General features: G+C 60.5%; 25 protein-coding genes. 7 read left to right on the forward strand and 18 right to left on the reverse strand.

Annotated features, from left to right (window positions below; all coding sequences use genetic code 11):
* The first annotated feature begins 28 nt into the window (after positions 1 to 28).
* The 6 genes from LH464_RS12335 (at position 29) to LH464_RS12360 (ending at position 4,495) form a co-directional block, all read left to right on the forward strand.
* Complete coding sequence (locus tag LH464_RS12335; protein WP_226786690.1) at positions 29 to 1,051, forward strand: hypothetical protein; 1,023 nt, start codon at positions 29 to 31, stop codon at positions 1,049 to 1,051.
* A complete protein-coding gene (locus LH464_RS12340; RefSeq protein ID WP_226786691.1) occupies positions 1,044 to 1,793 on the forward strand; it encodes a DUF5131 family protein in 750 nt (249 codons plus the stop codon). Before LH464_RS12335 ends, LH464_RS12340 begins: the two co-directional genes overlap by 8 nt.
* Positions 1,790 to 2,305, forward strand: coding sequence for a hypothetical protein (locus tag LH464_RS12345; RefSeq protein WP_226786692.1), 516 nt, complete (start codon positions 1,790 to 1,792; stop codon positions 2,303 to 2,305). Before LH464_RS12340 ends, LH464_RS12345 begins: the two co-directional genes overlap by 4 nt.
* Complete coding sequence (locus tag LH464_RS12350) at positions 2,302 to 2,628, forward strand: helix-turn-helix domain-containing protein (protein WP_226786693.1); 327 nt, start codon at positions 2,302 to 2,304, stop codon at positions 2,626 to 2,628. The genes LH464_RS12345 and LH464_RS12350 overlap by 4 nt, the downstream gene beginning before the upstream one ends.
* Before the next feature lie 44 nt (positions 2,629 to 2,672).
* Positions 2,673 to 3,644, forward strand: coding sequence for a tyrosine-type recombinase/integrase (locus LH464_RS12355; RefSeq protein ID WP_226786694.1), 972 nt, complete (start codon positions 2,673 to 2,675; stop codon positions 3,642 to 3,644).
* A 365-nt stretch (positions 3,645 to 4,009) separates the two neighbouring features.
* Entirely contained in the window at positions 4,010 to 4,495 is a 486-nt protein-coding gene (locus LH464_RS12360; protein WP_226786695.1) for a hypothetical protein, read from the forward strand.
* Positions 4,496 to 4,677: 182 nt separating this feature from the next.
* Here LH464_RS12360 and LH464_RS12365 read toward each other — a convergent pair whose 3' ends face one another.
* The 8 genes from LH464_RS12365 to LH464_RS12400 form a co-directional block, all read right to left on the reverse strand.
* Positions 4,678 to 4,872, reverse strand: a complete 195-nt coding sequence (locus LH464_RS12365) for a hypothetical protein (protein WP_226786696.1) — start codon at positions 4,870 to 4,872, stop codon at positions 4,678 to 4,680.
* Between the two features lie 190 nt (positions 4,873 to 5,062).
* On the reverse strand, positions 5,063 to 5,536 hold the full coding sequence (locus LH464_RS12370) for a BA14K family protein (RefSeq protein ID WP_226786697.1): 474 nt from the start codon (positions 5,534 to 5,536) through the stop codon (positions 5,063 to 5,065).
* 100 nt (positions 5,537 to 5,636) lie between these two features.
* On the reverse strand, positions 5,637 to 6,173 hold the full coding sequence (locus LH464_RS12375; protein WP_226786698.1) for a MerR family transcriptional regulator: 537 nt from the start codon (positions 6,171 to 6,173) through the stop codon (positions 5,637 to 5,639).
* Positions 6,174 to 6,310: 137 nt separating this feature from the next.
* Positions 6,311 to 6,649, reverse strand: a complete 339-nt coding sequence (locus tag LH464_RS12380) for an integration host factor subunit alpha (RefSeq protein ID WP_226786699.1) — start codon at positions 6,647 to 6,649, stop codon at positions 6,311 to 6,313.
* Positions 6,650 to 6,786: 137 nt separating this feature from the next.
* Complete coding sequence (locus LH464_RS12385) at positions 6,787 to 7,758, reverse strand: beta-ketoacyl-ACP synthase III (RefSeq protein ID WP_226786700.1); 972 nt, start codon at positions 7,756 to 7,758, stop codon at positions 6,787 to 6,789.
* Between the two features lie 18 nt (positions 7,759 to 7,776).
* Complete coding sequence (plsX, locus tag LH464_RS12390; RefSeq protein ID WP_226786701.1) at positions 7,777 to 8,823, reverse strand: phosphate acyltransferase PlsX; 1,047 nt, start codon at positions 8,821 to 8,823, stop codon at positions 7,777 to 7,779.
* A gap of 92 nt (positions 8,824 to 8,915) precedes the next feature.
* Positions 8,916 to 9,485 (reverse strand): YceD family protein, encoded by a 570-nt coding sequence (locus tag LH464_RS12395; RefSeq protein WP_226786702.1) that lies wholly within the window; start codon positions 9,483 to 9,485, stop codon positions 8,916 to 8,918.
* A gap of 7 nt (positions 9,486 to 9,492) precedes the next feature.
* On the reverse strand, positions 9,493 to 10,029 hold the full coding sequence (locus LH464_RS12400; protein WP_226786703.1) for a ubiquinol-cytochrome C chaperone family protein: 537 nt from the start codon (positions 10,027 to 10,029) through the stop codon (positions 9,493 to 9,495).
* Between the two features lie 240 nt (positions 10,030 to 10,269).
* Between LH464_RS12400 and LH464_RS12405 the strand changes: the two genes are divergently transcribed.
* Entirely contained in the window at positions 10,270 to 10,755 is a 486-nt protein-coding gene (locus LH464_RS12405; protein ID WP_226786704.1) for an outer membrane protein assembly factor BamE, read from the forward strand.
* A 75-nt stretch (positions 10,756 to 10,830) separates the two neighbouring features.
* Here LH464_RS12405 and LH464_RS12410 read toward each other — a convergent pair whose 3' ends face one another.
* From LH464_RS12410 to glyA, 10 genes are all read right to left on the reverse strand, one after another.
* Positions 10,831 to 12,969 (reverse strand): sodium-translocating pyrophosphatase, encoded by a 2,139-nt coding sequence (locus LH464_RS12410; protein WP_226786705.1) that lies wholly within the window; start codon positions 12,967 to 12,969, stop codon positions 10,831 to 10,833.
* A 149-nt stretch (positions 12,970 to 13,118) separates the two neighbouring features.
* Positions 13,119 to 14,342 (reverse strand): MFS transporter, encoded by a 1,224-nt coding sequence (locus tag LH464_RS12415; RefSeq protein ID WP_226786706.1) that lies wholly within the window; start codon positions 14,340 to 14,342, stop codon positions 13,119 to 13,121.
* A 13-nt stretch (positions 14,343 to 14,355) separates the two neighbouring features.
* The gene (gene nusB, locus LH464_RS12420; protein ID WP_226786707.1) at positions 14,356 to 14,835 is read right to left on the reverse strand and encodes a transcription antitermination factor NusB; all 480 of its coding nucleotides are present in this window, start codon (positions 14,833 to 14,835) and stop codon (positions 14,356 to 14,358) included.
* A gap of 4 nt (positions 14,836 to 14,839) precedes the next feature.
* Entirely contained in the window at positions 14,840 to 15,286 is a 447-nt protein-coding gene (gene ribH / locus LH464_RS12425; RefSeq protein WP_390624973.1) for a 6,7-dimethyl-8-ribityllumazine synthase, read from the reverse strand.
* Positions 15,287 to 15,468: 182 nt separating this feature from the next.
* The gene (locus LH464_RS12430; protein WP_226786709.1) at positions 15,469 to 15,933 is read right to left on the reverse strand and encodes a group III truncated hemoglobin; all 465 of its coding nucleotides are present in this window, start codon (positions 15,931 to 15,933) and stop codon (positions 15,469 to 15,471) included.
* A gap of 47 nt (positions 15,934 to 15,980) precedes the next feature.
* Positions 15,981 to 16,574: a sugar O-acetyltransferase gene (locus LH464_RS12435; protein WP_226786710.1), complete on the reverse strand. Its 594-nt coding sequence runs from the start codon at positions 16,572 to 16,574 to the stop codon at positions 15,981 to 15,983.
* A 184-nt stretch (positions 16,575 to 16,758) separates the two neighbouring features.
* Positions 16,759 to 17,376 carry a riboflavin synthase gene (locus LH464_RS12440; RefSeq protein WP_226786711.1) on the reverse strand — a complete coding sequence of 206 codons (618 nt, stop codon included), beginning with the start codon at positions 17,374 to 17,376 and terminating at the stop codon, positions 16,759 to 16,761.
* The gene (gene ribD, locus LH464_RS12445; protein ID WP_390624974.1) at positions 17,376 to 18,422 is read right to left on the reverse strand and encodes a bifunctional diaminohydroxyphosphoribosylaminopyrimidine deaminase/5-amino-6-(5-phosphoribosylamino)uracil reductase RibD; all 1,047 of its coding nucleotides are present in this window, start codon (positions 18,420 to 18,422) and stop codon (positions 17,376 to 17,378) included. Before ribD ends, LH464_RS12440 begins: the two co-directional genes overlap by 1 nt.
* A gap of 32 nt (positions 18,423 to 18,454) precedes the next feature.
* The gene (gene nrdR, locus LH464_RS12450) at positions 18,455 to 18,934 is read right to left on the reverse strand and encodes a transcriptional regulator NrdR (protein ID WP_226786713.1); all 480 of its coding nucleotides are present in this window, start codon (positions 18,932 to 18,934) and stop codon (positions 18,455 to 18,457) included.
* 18 nt (positions 18,935 to 18,952) lie between these two features.
* Complete coding sequence (gene glyA / locus LH464_RS12455) at positions 18,953 to 20,242, reverse strand: serine hydroxymethyltransferase (protein WP_255648357.1); 1,290 nt, start codon at positions 20,240 to 20,242, stop codon at positions 18,953 to 18,955.
* Between the last annotated feature and the right edge of the window lie 94 nt (positions 20,243 to 20,336).

The following is a 20,336-nucleotide window of genomic DNA, read 5'->3' on the forward strand; positions in this document are numbered from 1 at the left end:
TCACCCCAACCGAATGTGGAGGGCGGCAATGGCTGAACTTTTCGGGAAAGTGCTGGTGTATTCGCTGAACTGCGATCACCCGGAACATGACAGGGAAGCCTACGCGAAGAAGCGTTTCTCTTCGCCAGAAGGGGATGAGTGGGCCATGCGGGAGCCAACCACCGTTGCCGAGTGCAGACGCTTCGCAAGGCTGGATGGGTGGCAAATCAAAAATGGTCGGGCGATCTGTTCAATGTGCCGAACCCCACCGCCCCAGACGAATGTGCAGGCGGCTGACATTGACCAGCGAGCGTTGGCGGTCGCCGACGACATTGTTCGCCAGATGATGGACAAAGGCGCGCTGCTAGCCGTCCGCGACAATGACGACGAGATGGTTCCCATGGCGCTCGATCGACAGTTCCAGCTAAAGGCCGGCTGGCAAGTTGCCATTGCTGCCGCAATCGAAGCGCCACCCACTCCAGATTTGCATGTGGAGCCGGTAGCGTACCTTCGTCACGGCGAGGAGGCTCCAGTTCGGCAGGTGCCATGGGGCGCAATGTGGATCAGTGACAAGGACGATCCGCGAGCTTTCCCGGTCTTCGCCACACCTCCCGTGCAGCATGCGGCGGGGGAGCAGATTGACTATCCAAAGATCCTATACGTCTGCGAGATATGCGCCGAGAACAACGCGGAGGCATGCGGCAACGATCGGGGCCGTATCAACGTCACCCCCGATGGGCGTTGGCTCTGCGACGATTGCCGGGACGGCGAGGGTGTAGACGTTGGCGAATGCCGGGATGCTCCGAAGCTCTACACCGCTCCCGCCACCAATGTGCCGTGCCGGGACTGCGACGGATATACCTGTGATGATGGTTGCGCATACCCTGACCCATCACCCTCACCGACAACGGCCTCCACGAACGCTTGGCACACTGCCTGTGTCAACATCCTCTGGACGAGCGGCGAGACCTACAAGCTATTCTACAAGATCAAGGAGCTGGCTGAGGCAATCGAGCGTGGTGAAGTTTACCCCGCGACCGAAACGAAATCGGAGCGCACAGATCATGGCTGAGAACAGCAAGATTGAGTGGACCGACCACACCTTTAACCCTTGGATCGGCTGCACAAAAGTCTCACCGGCGTGCGACGGCTGCTATGCTGAGAACCTGATGGCCAACAGATACCGTCGCGTCCAGTGGGGACCCGGCGAGGATCGTCAGCGCACCGGGAAAGCGAACTGGCGCAAGCCAATTACATGGAACAGGGAAGCAGCAGCCTCCGGTCGCCGTCCTTTCGTATTCTGCGCATCACTTGCCGACGTCTTCGACAATGAGGTCGATGACCGCTGGCGCGACGATCTTATGGACCTGATCGAGGCGACACCGAACCTTATCTGGCTCCTGCTGACTAAGCGTATCGGGAACGTCATGAAGATGACCGATCCCTCCCGCGGCCATCGGATGCTCCCACGCAACGCCGCGATCGGCGCCACGATCGCCAACCAGCAGGAATACGACCGCGACCGCATGAAGCTCTGGGAGGTCAAGCAGTCGCTCGAGCCCCTTTTCACGTTCGGTAGTTTTGAGCCCCTGTTAGGCCGCACTATTCTCGACAATTACGCACCGGACTGGATCATCACCGGCGGAGAAACCGACCAGGGACCGCACAAGGCACGCCCGACCGATCCCGATGACTTCCGGTACCTGCGCGACCAGAGCCGATCGCTCGGCCGAGCATTCTTCATGAAGCAGATGACGCGGAAACAACCGATCCCCGCGGATCTCCAAATTCGCCAGTGGCCGGAGGTAGCATGAACCTGGTCGAGGCCAAGGCCCTGTACCCGCAGGCGAAGGAGATCGCCGGCCTGATCAGCGACTGGACAGAGTCCTACAACGTCGATGAAAAGCGCCCGGAGATATGTATTCGCGACACCCTGACCGGCGAAATCGTGCCAATCGCAACGATCATGCCAGAGTGCAGCTACGACGATCGCCGCCTTATGGCGGCGGCGCCACGGCTTCTGACCGCAACCCTCCTGCTCCTTGAGGCGGCATTCGCCGAGATTCGCAAACTGAAGCCAGATGAGGACAAGAAGGATTTCGCCGCCGAGGTGGCGATGAAGTGCAGAGGCGACCGACGGTTTTCAGACTACCTGATGGAGCACCACGGCCTGCAGGACCCATCCAACAGCGAGCGCATCAAAACGCGAGTTCGCTCGATCCTTGCCGTGCAGTCACTGGGCGAACTTAACGAAGACCCCGCCGCAGCCGACCGTTGGCTGAAACTTCGCGGCGATTTCAAAGCATGGCTGAGGAGGAACCGATGAGCGAACACGATCTCCTCACCCCTGCAGAGGCCGCCGGTCAGCTTCGAATTTCGGAACGACAGCTCAGGGACTTGACCGATGATGGCCTTCTGCGCTGGATTAACGTGGGCCGAGGCAAGAAGAGAGCGGCCCGACGGTATGCCCAGCAGGACATCGACGAGTTCAAAGAGAAACAGGCTAAGACAATATGTCGGTCTACAAACGTAGCGGTAAAGAAACCTACTCGTACGATTTCGTCGTCGGGCACCGTCGATTTTCTGGCGATACTGGCGCAACGAAAAAGCGAGACGCAAAAAGCTTCGAAGACAACCAGCGGCAGATAGCCAAAGCAACAGTTGCCGCCGAATCTGCACTTCAGGCAGACACGATGACATTCGAAATCGCCGCCCTGCGCTGGTATCACGAGGTCGGCCAGCATCATAAGAACTTTGAGACCACGCTGAAGGTTTTGGAATGGCTGCGGCAGAATGTTGGCGCCGGAACGGATCTTCGCGATATCGACGACGCCACAGTTGCGCGCCTAGTCGCAAGGCGGCGCGGTGAACGCGTGCGCCGGAAGCATAAGGACGGAAAGTTCCACGAAGGAAACCTTGTGAGTTCCGCGACCGTCAACCGGTCCTGCACCCAGCCACTTCGAGAGATCATCCTGAGAGCCAAGAACGTCTGGAAGGTTTCTGTCGGTGACATCACATTCGGAAAGCACCTGCTGAAGGAGCAAAAAGAGCGCGTCCGCGAGGCCTCAGTCGAGGAGGAAAGCGCAATTATGAATGCGCTTGGTCGTGGCTACGAGGACGCCGTTCGCTTTGCTTTTCTCAACGGCTGCAGGCGCATGGAAATCCTTGGCCTCGAATGGCAGCACGTAGATTTCTTCTCGCGCCGCTTCACTGTTACGGGAAAAGGTGGCCACTCGCGGACGATCCCCATGTCACAAGAGACCTTCGATTTACTGTGGGCACAGAAGGACAACCATCCCGTCAGGGTCTTCACCTTCGAAGCAGCCAGGGCCAACAAAAAGCTGAAGCTGTCCCGTGGGAAGCGCTACCCCCTGACGGAGAGCGGATTGAAGAGTGCGATGCGGAGAGCGGTTCCGGCTGCCGGCGTTTCGAATTTTCGCTTCCATGATACGCGCCACACCGCAGCGACCCGTGTCCTGCGGAAGTCTAACCTGCGCGTTGCGCAGCGGCTTCTCGGCCATGCTGATATCGCTACGACGACCAAGTATGCCCACGCGCAGGATGACGACCTGAGAGCGGCGCTAGAGGCGACATCAAGTCCCACCAGAAATCCCACCAACGGGACCGACGAGGAAGCCAAGACTATGGAAGGAAAGAGAAATTAGGCTTGAGGGGATCGTTCCCCCAGTCAAGTGCGCTACCGGGCTGCGCTACGCCCCGACCTGCTCAATGAGCATGATTTCCCTAGTCTTTCGGCCGTTCAGGTGCAAGGGAAAAAACGGCATGGTTCGCAAAAAGGATCCTCAGCGGGCGGAAAGAGGCAGCGTTGGTGGGAAAGGTCATGCGAAATCCCTGCGGCATGCTGCACTGCCCTTCCAGATATCGACGCGGTTTGCACACCGCGCCGAGGCCACGCAAAAAAACATAGTCAATGTCAGGTTTACCACGGCGTGTAACAGGCCACGTTGAACGGGGTGACTTTGCTAGTAAGCGGCATCGATCGTATGAAACGATCATGGAGGCGAGCTCGATGAATGAGCCATTAGAAGATTGGATCGCTTTGGCGTCTGTGGCTCGAAGCTATCGGCGCAAGTTTGATCTGGCCCGCTATATCGATTCTCGCTCGGAGAACCCGGCTCTGACGGCGGCTGCCGCACGGGTTCTGGACAGCCTGGCGGAGGTCATCGATTCTCCCATCGCGGATGCTGCCGTCCTGAAGCGCGCAAATGGCGCATTTTTCATCCTTCGGAGGGTGCTGAACGCCGCATCCAAGACAAGGACGCCGGTTGCATACCCGTCTGCTATCGACCCACCACAGGCGCGCATGTTACGCAACGCGAAGGCCGTCCAGGCCAGCTTCCCTCGCAAGGACGAGCAATTCCCGCACCCCCGCGCCGCCGCGCTTCTGTCACCCATTGCCGTGCGGCCGTGCATGCAGGCAGAGAACGATTCTCCGTTTCGCGAACTGGACCTCCAACGACATCCACTGATCCGCCTTCGATCCCACCCGTCTTAGTGGCACATCGATTCTATACGCAGTTTTACTTGGGGAACGTGACAGGCGGGCAGGACTGAGCGGCAGCTGCCAAGCGAACAAACGAAATGCCGTCATCCTGCGTTGTTCAGGTGCCGGGTTCGCAAACGGGGATCGGGCGGCGTCCGTGCGCCTGCCCGCCGGAAAGCAAGATTAAGTGAAGTTCAGGCAAAGCCGGGCGGCTGGTGATCCATCGTGCGGGCCAGCGAATAGTCTCGGGCGTAGGACTCGCGGAAATTCCTGTCGCGCTCGTTGGCCAGTTCCTTCGCGGCAAGAACCGGGTACAGGCCATCTGGATAGGTGCCGGTCGCAAGCTGGTTGTCGCTAGTGAAATAGGAACCGAAAATCTTCAAGATCATAACCCGAGCCTCCATTTGCGCACCGCATGAACGATGCGTCTGCCCCACAGGTTCCCAGTCTACAAAGACTTTGTTTACGAAGTTTTACATTAAATTCTAATCGAATTGTAAATCCGTTGACACGCGCCTGCAATTGGCGTGTGGGCACAAAAAAGGCCGGGCGAACCCGGCCTTTGGATGGATCTCCCTATCAAAAGGGAGAATAGCACTGGCGACGTGGCCCGTTGTAGGGCTGGAACGTGTTGTCGAATGCCCGATAGGAACGGTACTGCGAGTAGCACCAGTTCACGTGATCGTTGCCGCCGCCGCCGCGATAGTAGCGAGGCTGCTGTGAGGCGATCGCGCCGCCGATGATGGCACCTGCGGCCAGACCGCCGATGATCGCGCCCGCGTTGTTGTTGCGGTGGCGGTAGTGGCGGCGATGGCTATAGCGCCGGTCATCACGCCAATGACGGCCTCGATCCCCGCGCCAGTCACGGTCGCGACCACCGCGCCAATGGCGGTTGTCATGACGGCTCCAGCGTGGATGACCGTCCCGCACCTGCTGCACGTCAGGCATCTGGGTCTGAACCTTGGGAGCCACGACCGAGGGGAATGCCTGCGCAGGCGCAACGCCCGAAATGGCTGTGACCAGTGATATAAGAATAATTGCGAGTCTATTCATGCTTCCTCACCTGTTCTCGCGTCCCTTGCTGCGCTCATAGTCGAGCCTCCCGCCTGAACGAGAGGTGAACATGGAGCTGACGTTATTGTGAGGTGATCGGTTAGCGGACCTGATCCAGCAGGCGCTTGCATTCCAGAAGATCGAACAACGCTTCCTGCAGCAAGGCGCGATCCTCCTTGCCGACGCTGCCCTTGCCCACGGAAACTTCCGATCCATCGTCATCGCCACTGGAGCCGAAGCCGAAGAAACGGCCGCTCGGCTTGGTCTTCGGCCGCCCGACGATCTGATCGTCCTCGGCATGAGCGACCTTGGGTTCCGCCTGCTTCTCGCTGCTGGCCGCCATGATCGCGTCCATCGTGGCGAGATCACCGGACGCGATAGCGGCGACAAACTTGTTGCCGTTCGTCTTCAGAAGCTTCTGTACGCCCTTGATGGTATAACCGTGATCGTAAAGGAGGTGCCTTATGCCCTTCAGCAGGTCGACGTCATCGGGGCGATAGTAGCGGCGTCCGCCCCCTCGCTTCATCGGCTTTATCTGCGGGAAGCGTGTCTCCCAGAACCGCAGCACATGCTGCGGCAGGTCCAGGTCTTCGGCGACCTCGCTGATGGTGCGGAAAGCGTCGGGGCTTTTGTCCACGTCAGTCTCCAAGATGCAAGGACGGCGCTCGCGAGCGAGCTGCCGCTTGCCACAGGGAACATCACGAATCGTGAATATTTCAGCGCTTTAAAGGTGGAAATTCAAGTATGCACGCAGGAATTACACAGGCAAATGCATCAGGCTGCCGGCGCGGCGGGCTTCTGCTTCAGCTTTCGCGTGTTGTGAGCACGAAGAATACGCTGCTTGAGCACGTTCGAGGCCTTGAAGGTCATGACACGACGCGGGGAGATCGGCACCTCCTCGCCCGTCTTCGGATTTCGTCCGATACGCTCGTTCTTGGCGCGAACCTGGAATGTGGCGAAGGAAGAAAGCTTCACCATTTCCCCGCGAACGATGGCGTTGCAGATCTCGTCGATGATCGTTTCCACCAGCTCGGCAGACTCGGTTCGTGAAAGCCCGACCTTGCGAAATACCGATTCCGCCAGATCTGCCCGTGTCACTGTCTTTCCGGCCATGATCCCCGCCCAGTTAACTGATGTTCTGAAAGCTGGGGCAAGATTATTTTGGTTGAGCGTCAGGGTCAAGCTCTACTGTAAAATCAGCAGCTTCCGAGCCTGTCCTGAAACAATCCGGCGCTATCTGCGGTATCAGACTACCAGCGAACCAGAAGAGCACCCCAGGTGAAACCGCCGCCCATGGCTTCCAGCATCACAAGGTCCCCCTTCTTGATGCGGCCGTCGTCCAGCGCCACGGACAGGGCCAGCGGAATGGAAGCTGCCGACGTGTTGCCATGGAGATCGACGGTGACCACCACCTTCTCGGTCGGGATTCCCAGCTTTTTGGCGGAACCGTCGATGATGCGACGGTTGGCCTGGTGGGGCACCAGCCAGTCGAGATCGTCGGCCGTCGTGCCGGTGGCATCGAACGCTGCCTCGATCACGTCGGTGATCATGCCCACCGCATGCTTGAAGACCTCGCGGCCTTCCATGCGAAGATGGCCGACCGTACCGGTGGTCGAGGGTCCGCCGTCCACATAGAGCTTTTCCTTGTGGGAGCCGTCGGAACGCAGATGCGCCGTCAGCACGCCGCGATCGGAAACAGTCCCCTCGCCCTCAGCCGCCTCCAGTATGAGTGCGCCTGCGCCATCGCCGAACAGCACGCAGGTGGTGCGGTCCTTCCAGTCGAGGATGCGGGAGAAGGTCTCTGCGCCGATGACCAGAACGCGCTTGGCCATGCCGCCGCGAATATACATGTCCGCCGTTGCCATAGCGAAGACGAAGCCGGAACAGACCGCCTGCATGTCGAAGGCGAAGCCATGCTTCATGCCAAGCCGGTTCTGGATGTTGACCGCAGTGGCGGGAAAGGTGTTGTCCGGTGTCGAGGTGGCGACCAGCACCATGTCGATGTCGTCCGGCGTCAGGCCTGCCTTCGCGAGAGCAGCGCGTGCAGCCTCTTCACCAAGCGACGCCGTCGTCTCGCCCTCGCCGGCAATGTAGCGCTGTCGAATGCCGGTCCGCTGGACGATCCACTCGTCCGACGTCTCGACAATGCCTTCCAACTCGCGGTTGGCTACCGCGCGCTTGGGGAGCGCTGCCCCGTAACCGCGAACCACTGAACGGATCATGCTAATCACATCCTGTCGTCATGCCGCCTCTGGGTCAGCAGGCGGCTGACGTCGGGCATGATAAATTCTCAAATCTTCGGCGATCTTTTCTGTCAGCCCGTTGTGGGCCATGTCATAGCCGACATCGATCGCCGCTGCGAAACCCTCGGCATCGGTGCTACCATGGCTCTTGATGACAATCCCGTTCAGCCCGAGAAATACACCGCCATTCACCTTGCGTGGGTCCATCTTCTCGCGCAGGCGATCGAAAGCGCTCTTGGCAAAGAGATAGCCGATCTTGGCGAGGAGCGTCCGCGACATCGCTTCACGCAGAAGCTGGGCCATCTGACGGGCGGTTCCCTCGGCGGCCTTCAGTGCAATATTGCCGGTGAAGCCTTCGGTAACGACCACGTCAACCGTGCCCTTGCCGATATCGTCGCCTTCGACGAAGCCGTGATAGTGGATCGTTCCCAGATTGGCCTCGCGGATCAGGCGACCCGCTTCCTTGACGTCCTCCTGGCCCTTCACCTCCTCGACGCCGACATTGAGGAGGCCGACAGTCGGCCGCTCCGCGTCGAAGAGAGCACGCGCCATGGCACCGCCCATGAGGGCGAAATCCATCAACTGCTGCGCATCCGCTCCGATAGTCGCGCCGACGTCGAGAACGATCGATTCGCCCTTGAGGGTGGGCCAGATGGCTGCAATCGCGGGCCGCTCGATATGGGCCATGGTGCGCAGGCAGAACTTGGCCATCGCCATCAACGCGCCGGTGTTGCCAGCCGATACGGCGACATCCGCCTCACCCAGCTTTACCGCTTCGATGGAGCGCCACATCGTCGAGACGTAACGGCCCCGGCGCAGGGCAGCACTCGGCTTTTCATCCATTCCGACCGCAAGTTCGCAGTCGTGAAAGACCGAACGCTCGCGCAGTTTCGGAAATCTCTGGAGAATGGGCTCGCACTCGGCCTTCAAGCCATACAGAATAAAGCTGACGTCGGGATGCCGTTCCAATGCCTTTGCTGCACCGGCGATGGTGACTTCGGGTCCGAAGTCGCCCCCCATGACATCAAGAGAAATTCTGATCACGCGTCGTTGATCCTTATGCTCGCCGTCGGCGAAATCGATGCCAAAATAATGGTTCCGCCGGTGCTTACAACCCAATCGCGGCGATTTCCATCCTAGTCTTTCTTTTTCCAGTCCTTCAGAACCGCAAAAGGTGACGGCTTTGGGGCATCGGTGGAATCATCGCTCTCAATGCGGTCGGCAAATTCCGCGCTTTCGGCGCGTGGATAGGGGTCGATCGCAAGTGCCGCCATTTCGGCGACCAGCTCACCGGCATCGATCGTATCACCGGTGAATGTTTCCGGCAGATCCGGACCTTCCGGATCAAGCACCATCTCCGCCGTTTCGCTCAGCACCACGCGTGCAAGCTTCGAGCCATCGGGCACGAACAGCTGCTCGAATGTCTCGTCGATCCTCGACGTCACCGGCTCGAGCGTCACCACGCAGGCCTGCACGATCTCCGCCTCGACCCGTCCCCGGACACGCACGCCATCCTTTTTCCAGCGGGCGATCTGCAAGTCTGCGCTCAGCGAACGAACGACCTCCACTTCCCAGAGCTTTGCCAGCCCCACCAGTTCGGTGGGGCTCGCCTCGAGGTGGACCGCGACTGCGTTGGCCGACACATGCCCGACACGAACGGGATATGAAAAGGGAGGCGTGTCGCCTCTACCATGTTCTTGATTCATCGAAACCTCACTTCGTTGGGGACGGCATGATGGCCGAACCTCGAGCAATGTCTTCCTCGGAGAGTGAAGACAACGCTGCTTCTGCACCGACCATCCAGTCGGCAAGGCCCAGCATCGACGGCGCATCGCCAGTCTCGGGGTGGATATTGCGTGCCAGCCCCTGCGCCAGGGTTTCGCGGTCGACAGCGTCGAGAGCCAAGGCGTAGCTTTCCAGACGTCCGTAGAACATGCCAGCAAGCTTCTTCATGCGCTTCGGCACGCCTTGATCGCCGATCCCCAGTTCGCGAATGGAATGATCGATGTCCTGGAAAAAGGCATCGATGATTTCCTGCGCGATTTCCTGCCCGCTGACATTCGACTTGGCGGTTCGGCGGAAGAACAGGATCATGACGATCGACAACATCTCGAAACGCCCCATGACTGTGTCAGGCACGCCGAGATCGGTATAGAAGAAAGGATCGCGCGCCGCCGATGTCAAGGCGGCGTACTGGCGATCGACAATCGGCTGGTTTTGTTTTTTCTTTCGGAACAGGCCGAAGACCATAAGAATTCTCGCAGTTGTTCTCCATGTGTTGCATGGAAGCGAAAGCTGGTTTACCGAAGCAGGCACGAATTGCAACGTCGTTGCGCATATCTTCATCAGCGGCCGCAGGCTGCGTGGTTTTCCAGGCAAGGTGATCGCCTCTCCCCGGAATAGCCACAATGATATGGACTGCAGGTGACGGCGAAGGCCGCAAATCGAATGTTTCGGGAAGCCTTTCAAAGGCGAGTGTTAAGGTCTGAAATGAAGTTCTTGAGCAGAACCGCAGTCGCGGTCATCATCGCATCGACCGCAATCACTGGCTGCACATCCATGGACATCGGCCAAACGATGTACAACGGCTACGTGCTTGACGAGGAATCGCTGGCGCTGATCCCGGTCGGATCGAGCCGCGAGCAGGTGTTGCTGACCATGGGCACGCCTTCGACCACCGCAACCTTCGATTCCGAGGTTCTCTATTATATCTCCCAGAAGCGAGAGCGGCCGGTGGCCTTCATGAAGCCGCGACTGGTCGAGCAGACTGTCCTTGCGATCTACTTCGACAAGGACGGCGTCGTGGAGCGCAAGGCGCACTACACGCTTCAGGACGGCAAGGTCTTCGACACGATTTCGCGCACGACGCCGACCGGCGGCAGCGACCTCACCTTCCTTCAGCAGTTGCTGTCGGGTGGCGGAGCAGGCGGTGCCAATGCCGCAAGAAGCATTTTCCAGAACATGGGCGCCAACTAAACCTCGGCGAACGTTCGAAACGAAAAGGCCCGCGAGACGATGTCTCGCGGGCCTTTTTCTTGTTTACCTGGTGGCTTAGCCTGCCAGCACCGCCAGCAGCAGCAAGGCGACGATGTTGGTGATCTTGATGGCCGGATTGACGGCAGGACCCGCCGTATCCTTGTAGGGATCGCCGACGGTATCGCCGGTCACCGAGGCCTTGTGGGCCTCCGAGCCCTTCATGTGCCGTGTGCCGTCCTTGTCGACGAAGCCGTCTTCAAAGCTCTTCTTGGCATTGTCCCAGGCACCGCCGCCCGATGTCATCGAGATAGCCACGAACAGGCCGTTGACGATGACGCCCAGTAGCGATGCTCCCAGTGCTGCAAAGGCAGAAGCCTTCGATCCGGAGATTGCAAGGACACCGAAGTAGACGACGATTGGGGCCAGGACCGGAAGGAGCGAGGGGATGATCATCTCGCGGATGGCGGCACGGGTCAGAATATCGACGGCGCGGCCATAGTCCGGCCGTTCGGTGCCTTCCATGATGCCGGGCTTCTCGCGGAACTGACGACGGACCTCCTCGACGATCGAGCCGGCCGCCTTGCCTACGGCGGTCATCGCGATGCCGCCGAACAGATACGGAATGAGCCCGCCGAAGATCAGGCCGGCCACGACGTACGGATTGGACAGGCTGAAGGAGATGTCGCCGATGCCTTCAAAATACGGGTACTGGGCAGGGTTGGCGGCAAAGTACTGCAGGTCGTTCGCGTAGGCTGCGAACAGGACGAGTGCACCGAGGCCGGCCGAACCAATGGCATAGCCCTTGGTCACCGCCTTGGTCGTGTTGCCGACGGCATCCAGAGCATCGGTGGACTTGCGCACCTCGGGCGGCAGGCCGGCCATTTCCGCGATACCGCCGGCATTGTCCGTTACCGGCCCGAAGGCGTCGAGTGCGACGATCATGCCCGCGAGGCCAAGCATGGCGGTAACCGCGATGCCGGTGCCGAACAGGCCACCGAACTGGTAGGTGGCGATGATGCCGGCAACGATGACGATTGCCGGAAGGGCAGTCGATTCCAGGGAAACAGCAAGGCCCTGAATGACGTTCGTGCCATGCCCCGTAACCGAGGCCTGGGCGATAGAATTGACCGGACGCTTGTTGGTGCCCGTGTAATATTCGGTGATGACCACGATCAGCGCGGTTACCACGAGCCCGAGAATGCCGCAGATGAACAGGTTACCGCCGGTGATCTCCTGGCCGGCCACCGTGCCGATCGTGCCCCAGCCCACAGTCAGCGAGGTTGCTGCTGCCAGACCTATGATCGACAGAAGGCCGGTGACGATCAGGCCCTTGTAGAGAGCACCCATGATCGAGCCGTTTGCGCCAAGCTTGACGAAGAAGGTGCCGATGATGGAGGTGATGATGCAGACGCCGCAGATGGCCAGCGGATAGATCATCGCGCTTTCAAGCACCGGCGCACCGGCGAAGAAGATCGCAGCGAGTACCATCGTCGCGACGACCGAGACTGCATAGGTTTCGAAAAGGTCTGCCGCCATGCCGGCGCAATCGCCGACATTGTCTCCGACGTTGTCGGCAATGGTGGCCGGGTTGCGAGGATCGTCCTCCGGAATACCGGCTTCCACCTTGCCGACAAGGTCACCGCCGACATCGGCGCCCTTGGTGAAGATACCGCCGCCGAGACGGGCGAAGATCGAAATCAGGGAGGCGCCAAAGCCGAGGGCAACGAGCGAATCGATCACGTCGCGCGAACCGCTTTCGTGCCCAAGGGCCGCGGTCAGTATCCAGTAGTAGATGGAGACGCCGAGAAGCGCGAGCCCAGCGACCAGCATGCCGGTAATCGCGCCGGACTTGAAGGCGATGTCGAGGCCTGCCGCCAGGCTCTGCGAAGCCGCCTGTGCCGTGCGCACGTTGGCGCGGACGGAGACGTGCATGCCGATGAAGCCGGCCAAGCCCGAGAGCACTGCACCGATGATGAAGCCGATGGCCGCCGTTCCGGACAGTAGAAGCCAGGTCAGAATGGTCACCACCACACCGACAATGGCAATGGTCAGGTATTGGCGGGCCAAGTAGGCCTGAGCCCCTTCACGGATATAGCCTGCGATTTCCTGCATACGGGCATTGCCCTGATCAGCGGCAAGTACGCTTCGCGTCGCCCATGCGGCATACGCGACCGACAACAGGCCGCACAGGATCACACCGAAAATAACGGTCATTTCGCTTCTTCCTCTCCCTTTCGCCGACGAGGTCCCCTCGGCAGCATTAAGCAGCAACCACCTCCCCTCCCAAGGAAACCAAGGGTTGCCATGCGGAGGGAGATTGCCCGTGAGGAGGAGGCTGCGTCAAGTCCCAGAATACCGGAGGGTCAGGGGGCTTTTGTCGCAGCCTTATTGCGCATCAGGAGGAGGATGAGGATGAGGCAGACGATCGTCACCGGCCAGATGGCGAGGTTGATCGCCGACCAGCCCCAGGCCGTGAACACCTTGCCGGAGGAAAAGGATGAGAGCGCCACGGTGCCGAAAAGGATGATGTCGTGGAAGCCCTGCACCTTGTCGGCCTCATGCGGCCGATAGCTGGAAGCGATGATTGCGGTGGAACCGATAAAGCCGAAGTTCCAGCCGATGCCGAGGAGCACGAGCGCACCCCAGAAATTCCAGAGCTCGATGCCCATATGCGCGACGACGGCGCAGGCCATGAGAATCACAAGCCCGGCGGCGACCACTTTCTCCGTGCCGAAGCGGGAGATCAGCATGCCGGTGAAGAAGCTCGGAGCGAACATGGCAAGCACGTGCCACTGGATTCCGAGCGTCGCGAGTTCCGTGGAGAAACCGCAGCCGATGACCATGGCGAGCGGCGCGCCGGTCATCATGAAGGTCATCAGTGCAAACGAACCGATGCCGCAGATCATGCCGGTGAGAAAGCGCTGTGTCAGCACGATCTCCTTGAGCGGGCGTACGGGCAGGTCTCCGGCGGACTTGATGCTGGCCTCCGGAAGCTTCAACGCCGAGAGAACGAGGACGGCAATGAGGCAGAGGGGAATCACCGTGATGAAGGCGCCCGCGAACATCACAGGAGCGAACAGGTCCTTGGCCCAGATCGCCAGTTGCGGCCCAAGGATCGCGGAGACGATCCCGGCGGCCAGGATCCAGGAAATGGCGCGGGGCTTGTAGAAGGTCGGCGACGCGTCGGCAGCTGCAAAGCGTATCTTCTGGGTGAAGCCGCCCGAAATTCCGATCAGCAGCAGGCCGAACGCGAAAAGCCAGAAATCGGAGCGGAACAAGGCGACCGCTGCGACCGCCGCCCCGGTGGCGCCCATGAACGCACCGAGGATAAAGCCCACCTGACGACCGAGAAAGCGGGACGCGATGGCAACCGCCACGGCACCGAACGCGACACCCAGATTGAAACCGGTCAGTGGTGCCGTGGCGAGCGACTTGTCCTCGCCCAGCATCTGGTAGCCGGCGAGCGCGCCAAGAGAGAAGACGAGAGGTGGTGCCGATCCGAGGATCGCCTGCACCGTGGAGAGGAGGAAGACATTTCGCTTGGCGGATTTCAGCTGTGCCTGCAAGCCGTCAACACTTCCCTCCATGGTCGTCCATTCCCTATCTGGCAGTTGGCCCGCGAACCTGCTTGGCGATCCGATCGAGAACCGCGTTGACGATCTTCGGCTCCTCGCCCTCGAAGAAGGCCTGGGCAATCTCGACATATTCGGTGACGATGACCGGGATCGGAACATCCTTGCGCTCGAGAATTTCGAACGTGCCGGCGCGCAGGATGGCGCGCAACGTCGAATCGAGACGCGACAGCGGCCAGTCGTTCTGCAGAGCGGACCGGACGACCGGATCGATTTTCACCTGGTCGCGCACGACGCCGGACACGATAGACCGGAACCAGGAAGCATCGGCCTTGAGATAGGTGTCGCCGTCCAGCTCCTGGCCGAGGCGATGCGCCTCGTATTCGGCGACAACTTCCAGGACGCCGGCACCGCCAACATCCATCTGGTAAAGTGCCTGAACCGCGGCAAGCCTTGCGGCGCCACGCTGATTGGCAGGTTTCACCGCCGGCTTTTCTTCATTCGTCATTGGATCAACCATTCAGCTTTTCGCGAAGCGCGATCATGGCCAGCGCAGCGCGTGCGGCAAAGCCGCCTTTGTCCTTGTCGGAGCGGCGGACCCGTGCCCATGCCTGCTCGTCGTTTTCAACCGTCATGATGCCGTTGCCGATCGCAAGCGATTCCGAGACCGCGAGGTCCATCAGCGCACGTGAAGATTCGTTGGCGACGATATCGAAGTGATATGTCTCGCCACGAATGACCATGCCAAGCGCGACGAAACCATCATATTCCCGCCCATCGTTTTCGCCCGCGTCGAGCGCCATCGCGATCGCAGCCGGCACTTCCAGCGCGCCGGGCACGGTCACGACGTCATAGGTCGCGCCAGCTTCCTTCAGCGCATGCGTAGCTCCGTCGAGAAGCGCATCCGCCATGTCGTCATAGAAGCGGGCTTCCACGATCAGAAGATGAGGCTTTGACATATCTGACATGACGGCTTCCTAAGGAAAAATCGGCGCAACGGGATGGCGCGGGTCAAACCACGGCATCGTCAGGAAGGCAAGCGTTTTTAGCCATAGCAGCCCTGCGCCAGCGACGCATCAGCGGGTCGTCCCGCGCTTTCGGGGATGACGCATGGCAACATGTTACCTTAGCAAGGCTCCTGCTATTTCCGCACTATCAACGCCGGATCGTCAAGCGCCGGGTTGTAAAACAGCGAGAGCGTCAGACTTTGTGCGATGCGAGCCGCCGTTGCCATGAACCAATCCCTCGCCGCCTTACTCGGCGCGATATCGTCTAGCGTGGCGGCAAACAGCTCGAGCCATTTCGCGAAAAGCTCCGGTGTGAGATTGGCCACGCCGGTATGCGCCTGGACAGGTTTTCCGCCATAGGCACCGCTGCGCAGAGCCACTGAGGACCAGAAGCTCTTCATCTTCACCAGATGGTCCGGCCAGCGCCCGGAAAGGCGCGCATCGAAGACAGGTCCCAGTTCGGGGTGCGCCAATACGCGGCCGTAGAACGTATCGACGAGCTCCCCGATAAAGGTCTCGTTGATGCCGATTGCATTCATGTCTGCTTCTACGCGTTGGCGTGCTGCCGCCATGTGGATCGACCGATCACTATTGTGCATTCTGAACTCCGTTGGCGCCCCTGGTATCCGACAGACAAGGCCCCGCCTCACTTCCGGGTAAAATTCTCCCGGGTGCCATCTTCATCGGTAATGGCACGAATGACCCGTGCCGGATTCCCTCCGACGACGACAGCGGGCGGTACGTCGCGCGTCACGACTGCTCCTGCGCCGATGACGGCCCTCTCACCAATGGTCACGCCGGGCATTATAGACACACCGCCCCCAATCCAAACACTGTCACCGATCGTTATCGGCAAAGCATACTCAAGCCCTGCGTTTCGACGCTCCGCATCCAGCGGGTGCCCGGCGGTATAGATTCCGACATTGGGAGCGATGAAGACGTTATTCCCGACCGTGACCTTTGCTCCGTCGAGGATAGTGAGATTTGTGTTGGCATAGAAGTTGTCGCCAATCTCAATGTTGAAGCCATAATCGCAATGGAACGGTCCCTCGATTACAAAGCTCTCGCCTATCCGGCCAAGCAGGCCCTTGATCAACTCCGCATGTTCGGACCCGGCGTCGGGCGACAGCGCATTCAGGCGGTGCAGGACGCGTTTGGTTGCCCTGCGCATATCCAGGACAGCAGGATCATAATTCGCATCATAAAGCAGTCCTTGAGCAGCCTTCTCAAGTTCTTCCATTGATCACCTTCATCGTCGGAGAGTTTGAAGCACTGCCGGGTTTGCAGACAATCGGGGCCATATTGGGCCAGATAAGATGGTTTTTTACCCGCAGTTTCTGCTTCTGGCCGAACCAGAAGGTGCCTCACCTCTCGTTTTCGCAGTGTCCGCAACATGGGCGGCACACCTTCTGCCTTGTTCGCGTCTATTTCCCTGCCCCAGGAAACTCAGCCAGACGGGCGGCGTAGCGTGCCATTGTGTCGACCTCGAAGTTGACGAAATCGCCCGGCTTGCGATCGCCCCAGGTGGTGACGGCGAGCGTGTGGCGGATCAGGAGGATGTCGAAATCGGTGCCGTCCACGGCGTTGACTGTGAGCGACGTGCCGTCGAGGCAGATCGAGCCCTTCGGCGCGACGAAACGGGCAAACTCTTCCGGTGCCCGCAAGCGAATGCGGACTGCCTCGCCTTCCGACTCGACCGACAGGATCTCCGCCTTGCCGTCCACATGGCCCGAGACGATGTGACCGCCGAGTTCATCGCCAATCTTCAGCGCCCGCTCCAGATTGATGCGCGTGCCTTCCTGCCAGCCGGCGATCGTCGTCAACCGCAGGGCTTCTTCCCAGGCCTCGACCTCGAACCAGCGCTCATTGCTGGTGTCGCCCGGCAGGCCCGTAACCGTGAGGCAGACGCCGCCGTGGGCAATCGACGCTCCCATGTCGATGGTCTTCGGATCGTAACTGGTGGCAATGCGCAGCTTCACGCCCTCGTCCATCGGCGAAACCTTCGACACGGCGCCAACGTCGGTGACGATACCAGTGAACATCAGGAAGACCTTTCGTATTCATAATAACGGTCGGTAGCGAAGGTGCCGCTACGGACCAGGCTGAAACCATCCGGAATATCGGAGTGGACGACAGGCGATTCAATGCCAGCTTCGCCGATGACGACATCGCTCTCGAAGAGGAGGATGCGATCAACCAGTCCGGCATCGAGGAAGTTGCGAGCAACGCCTGCGCCGCCCTCGACCAGTAGCGACGAGAGACCACGGGCGGCAAGCGCATTCAGGAGTGTGTGGAGGTTTTCGGCCTCGAGAACTTCGACGCCGGCCTCTTGCAGTTGCTCCTGCCGCTGGGGCCCCGAGGGGGATATAGTAACGTTCAGGACAGGCACGTGCCGCGCTGTGCTGGCAAGCTTGGATGTCGGCGGCAGGTCCAGCCCACGGTCCAGTACGATCCGGACGGGCGACCTGCCCTCCAGACCCGGCAGGCGGACGGTGAGTTCCGGATCGTCCGCAAGCGCCGTGCCAATGCCGACGAGAATGGCATCCGTTTCGGCGCGCAGGACATGGACCTGCGCACGCGCCGCAGGACCGGTGATCGCCACCTGTCCATTGCCTTTTCGTCCGATCATGCCATCGGCGGAAACCGCAAGTTTCAGAGTCACATAGGGGCGGCCTCTCGTCTGACGCATGAGGTAGGCCCGCAGCACCTGGCGCCCCTCCTCTTCCAGCACGCCGCTTTCGACCTCGATGCCGGCATCGCGCAGGATGGCAAGCCCGCAACCGGACACACGGGGATCGGGATCGGTAAGGCCGACGACGACACGCGCCACGCCGGCGGCAACGGTGGCATCGGCACAGGGCGGCGTCCTGCCATGATGTGAGCAGGGTTCGAGCGTGACGTAGAGGGTCGCCCCCCTCGCCTTCTCTCCCGCCATGGCCAAGGCTTGCGATTCCGCATGCGGACGCCCGCCCGGCGCGGTGACGGCGGCGCCGACGATGGCACCGTCCTTCACGAGGACGGCTGCAACGGAGGGATTGGTCTCGGTCTGCCCCGTATGCCAGCGCGACAGCCGCATTGCTGCCGCCATGTAGCGCCGGTCCTCGGAGGAGACAGGCACGACTAAGGCTCTAGCCCGGGGTCGCGGGCAATCTTGGCGTTGATCTCTTCGATGACCTTCTCGAAGTCTTCCGCATGGCTGAAATCGCGATAGACGGAAGCGTAGCGAACGAAGGCCACGTCATCGAGGCTCTTCAGCGACTCGAGCACCTGCAGGCCGATTTCTTCCGAGGAGATCTCGCTCTCGCCGGAGCTTTCAAGCCGGCGGACGATGCCCGACACGGCACGCTCGATGCGGTCGGGATCGACGGGCCGCTTGCGCAGTGCGATCTGGAACGACCGCACCAGCTTGTTGCGGTCGAACGGCACCTTGCGATTGGTCTTCTTGACGACCATCAGCTCGCGCAGCTGCACCCGTTCAAAGGTGGTGAAACGGCCGCCGCAATCCGGGCAGATGCGCCGCCGGCGGATGGAGGTGTTATCCTCCGCCGGGCGGGAATCCTTGACCTGCGTATCTTCCGAACCGCAATAGGGGCAGCGCATTCGCTTGGTTCTCTTCGGTTACATGTACGGATACATCGGGAAGCGACCGGTGAGCGCTACGACCTTTTCGCGCACGCCTGCCTCGACCGCAGCATTGCCCTCGTCGGAATTGGCGGTCTTCAGGCCATCCAGGAGTTCGACGATGAGGTTGCCGATTTCCGTGAACTCAGCTTCCTTGAAACCGCGCGTCGTACCGGCCGGGGTCCCGAGACGGACACCGGAGGTAACGAACGGTTTTTCAGGATCGAACGGGATGCCGTTCTTGTTGCAGGTGATGAAGCCGCGGCCGAGCGCTGCTTCCGCGCGCTTGCCGGTGGCGTTCTTCTTGCGAAGATCGACCAGCATCAGGTGGTTGTCCGTGCCACCCGAGACGATGTCGAGACCGCCGGCCATCAGCGTGTCTGCAAGCGTCTTGGCGTTCTTGACGATCTGGGCAGCGTAATCCTTGAAGTCGGGCTGCAGCGCTTCGCCGAAGGCAACGGCCTTGGCGGCGATGATGTGCATCAGCGGGCCGCCCTGCAGGCCGGGGAAGACGGCCGAATTGAACTTCTTCGCCAGATCCTCGTCATTGGTGAGGATGACGCCACCGCGCGGGCCACGCAGCGACTTGTGCGTCGTGGTGGTGGCGACGTGGCAATGCGGGAACGGCGACGGATGCTGGCCACCGGCGACGAGCCCGGCGATGTGAGCCATGTCAACCATCAGATAGGCGCCGACTTCATCAGCGATCTCGCGGAAACGCTTCCAGTCCCATATGCGGGAATAGGCGGTGCCACCGGCGATGATCAGCTTCGGCTTGTGGGTGCGGGCCTTTTCGGCAACCGCGTCCATGTCGAGCAGGTTGTCGCCTTCGCGCACGCCGTAGGAGATGACGTTGAACCACTTGCCGGACATGTTGACCGGCGAACCGTGCGTCAGGTGACCGCCCGAATTGAGGTCGAGGCCCATGAACGTGTCGCCCGGCTGCAGCAGCGCCAGGAAGACGGCCTGGTTCATTTGGCTACCGGAGTTCGGCTGAACGTTGGCGAAGTTGACTCCGAACAGCTTCTTGGCGCGCTCGATGGCCAGCTCCTCGGCAATATCGACAAACTGGCAGCCACCGTAGTAGCGCTTGCCCGGATAACCCTCGGCATACTTGTTGGTCATGATCGAACCCTGCGCGTCGAGTACGGCGCGCGAGACGATGTTTTCCGAAGCGATGAGTTCGATCTCATGGCGCTGGCGACCCAGTTCCTTCTCGATCGCGCCAAAGATTTCCGGATCTGTTTCGGCAAGCGGACGGGAGAAGAAGGCGTCGGTGTTCGACATGGGCAGGGCTCCTCAGGCGGATCAGGATGCGTGTGCCCCGCGTCTTAACGGGTGGCCCGGATTTGGGCAATACGGCGCGCGACATTTGCGCGTC

Origin of the sequence: Pseudorhizobium xiangyangii (assembly GCF_020531965.1) — a bacterium.
GTDB lineage: Bacteria > Pseudomonadota > Alphaproteobacteria > Rhizobiales > Rhizobiaceae > Neorhizobium > Neorhizobium xiangyangii.

Bases quoted from the DNA above. Each gene is read 5' to 3' on its own strand.
- LH464_RS12335 (WP_226786690.1), top strand. From the start codon at position 29: ATGGCTGAACTTTTCGGGAAAGTGCTGGTGTATTCGCTGAACTGCGAT.
- LH464_RS12340 (WP_226786691.1), top strand. From the start codon at position 1,044: ATGGCTGAGAACAGCAAGATTGAGTGGACCGACCACACCTTTAACCCT.
- LH464_RS12345 (WP_226786692.1), top strand. From the start codon at position 1,790: ATGAACCTGGTCGAGGCCAAGGCCCTGTACCCGCAGGCGAAGGAGATC.
- LH464_RS12350 (WP_226786693.1), top strand. From the start codon at position 2,302: ATGAGCGAACACGATCTCCTCACCCCTGCAGAGGCCGCCGGTCAGCTT.
- LH464_RS12355 (WP_226786694.1), top strand. From the start codon at position 2,673: ATGACATTCGAAATCGCCGCCCTGCGCTGGTATCACGAGGTCGGCCAG.
- LH464_RS12360 (WP_226786695.1), top strand. From the start codon at position 4,010: ATGAATGAGCCATTAGAAGATTGGATCGCTTTGGCGTCTGTGGCTCGA.
- LH464_RS12365 (WP_226786696.1), bottom strand. From the start codon at position 4,872: ATGATCTTGAAGATTTTCGGTTCCTATTTCACTAGCGACAACCAGCTT.
- LH464_RS12370 (WP_226786697.1), bottom strand. From the start codon at position 5,536: ATGAATAGACTCGCAATTATTCTTATATCACTGGTCACAGCCATTTCG.
- LH464_RS12380 (WP_226786699.1), bottom strand. From the start codon at position 6,649: ATGGCCGGAAAGACAGTGACACGGGCAGATCTGGCGGAATCGGTATTT.
- LH464_RS12385 (WP_226786700.1), bottom strand. From the start codon at position 7,758: ATGATCCGTTCAGTGGTTCGCGGTTACGGGGCAGCGCTCCCCAAGCGC.
- LH464_RS12395 (WP_226786702.1), bottom strand. From the start codon at position 9,485: ATGAATCAAGAACATGGTAGAGGCGACACGCCTCCCTTTTCATATCCC.
- LH464_RS12400 (WP_226786703.1), bottom strand. From the start codon at position 10,029: ATGGTCTTCGGCCTGTTCCGAAAGAAAAAACAAAACCAGCCGATTGTC.
- LH464_RS12405 (WP_226786704.1), top strand. From the start codon at position 10,270: ATGAAGTTCTTGAGCAGAACCGCAGTCGCGGTCATCATCGCATCGACC.
- LH464_RS12410 (WP_226786705.1), bottom strand. From the start codon at position 12,969: ATGACCGTTATTTTCGGTGTGATCCTGTGCGGCCTGTTGTCGGTCGCG.
- LH464_RS12415 (WP_226786706.1), bottom strand. From the start codon at position 14,342: ATGGAGGGAAGTGTTGACGGCTTGCAGGCACAGCTGAAATCCGCCAAG.
- nusB (WP_226786707.1), bottom strand. From the start codon at position 14,835: ATGACGAATGAAGAAAAGCCGGCGGTGAAACCTGCCAATCAGCGTGGC.
- ribH (WP_390624973.1), bottom strand. From the start codon at position 15,286: ATGTCAAAGCCTCATCTTCTGATCGTGGAAGCCCGCTTCTATGACGAC.
- LH464_RS12430 (WP_226786709.1), bottom strand. From the start codon at position 15,933: ATGCACAATAGTGATCGGTCGATCCACATGGCGGCAGCACGCCAACGC.
- LH464_RS12435 (WP_226786710.1), bottom strand. From the start codon at position 16,574: ATGGAAGAACTTGAGAAGGCTGCTCAAGGACTGCTTTATGATGCGAAT.
- LH464_RS12440 (WP_226786711.1), bottom strand. From the start codon at position 17,376: ATGTTCACTGGTATCGTCACCGACGTTGGCGCCGTGTCGAAGGTTTCG.
- ribD (WP_390624974.1), bottom strand. From the start codon at position 18,422: ATGGCGGCAGCAATGCGGCTGTCGCGCTGGCATACGGGGCAGACCGAG.
- nrdR (WP_226786713.1), bottom strand. From the start codon at position 18,934: ATGCGCTGCCCCTATTGCGGTTCGGAAGATACGCAGGTCAAGGATTCC.
- glyA (WP_255648357.1), bottom strand. From the start codon at position 20,242: ATGTCGAACACCGACGCCTTCTTCTCCCGTCCGCTTGCCGAAACAGAT.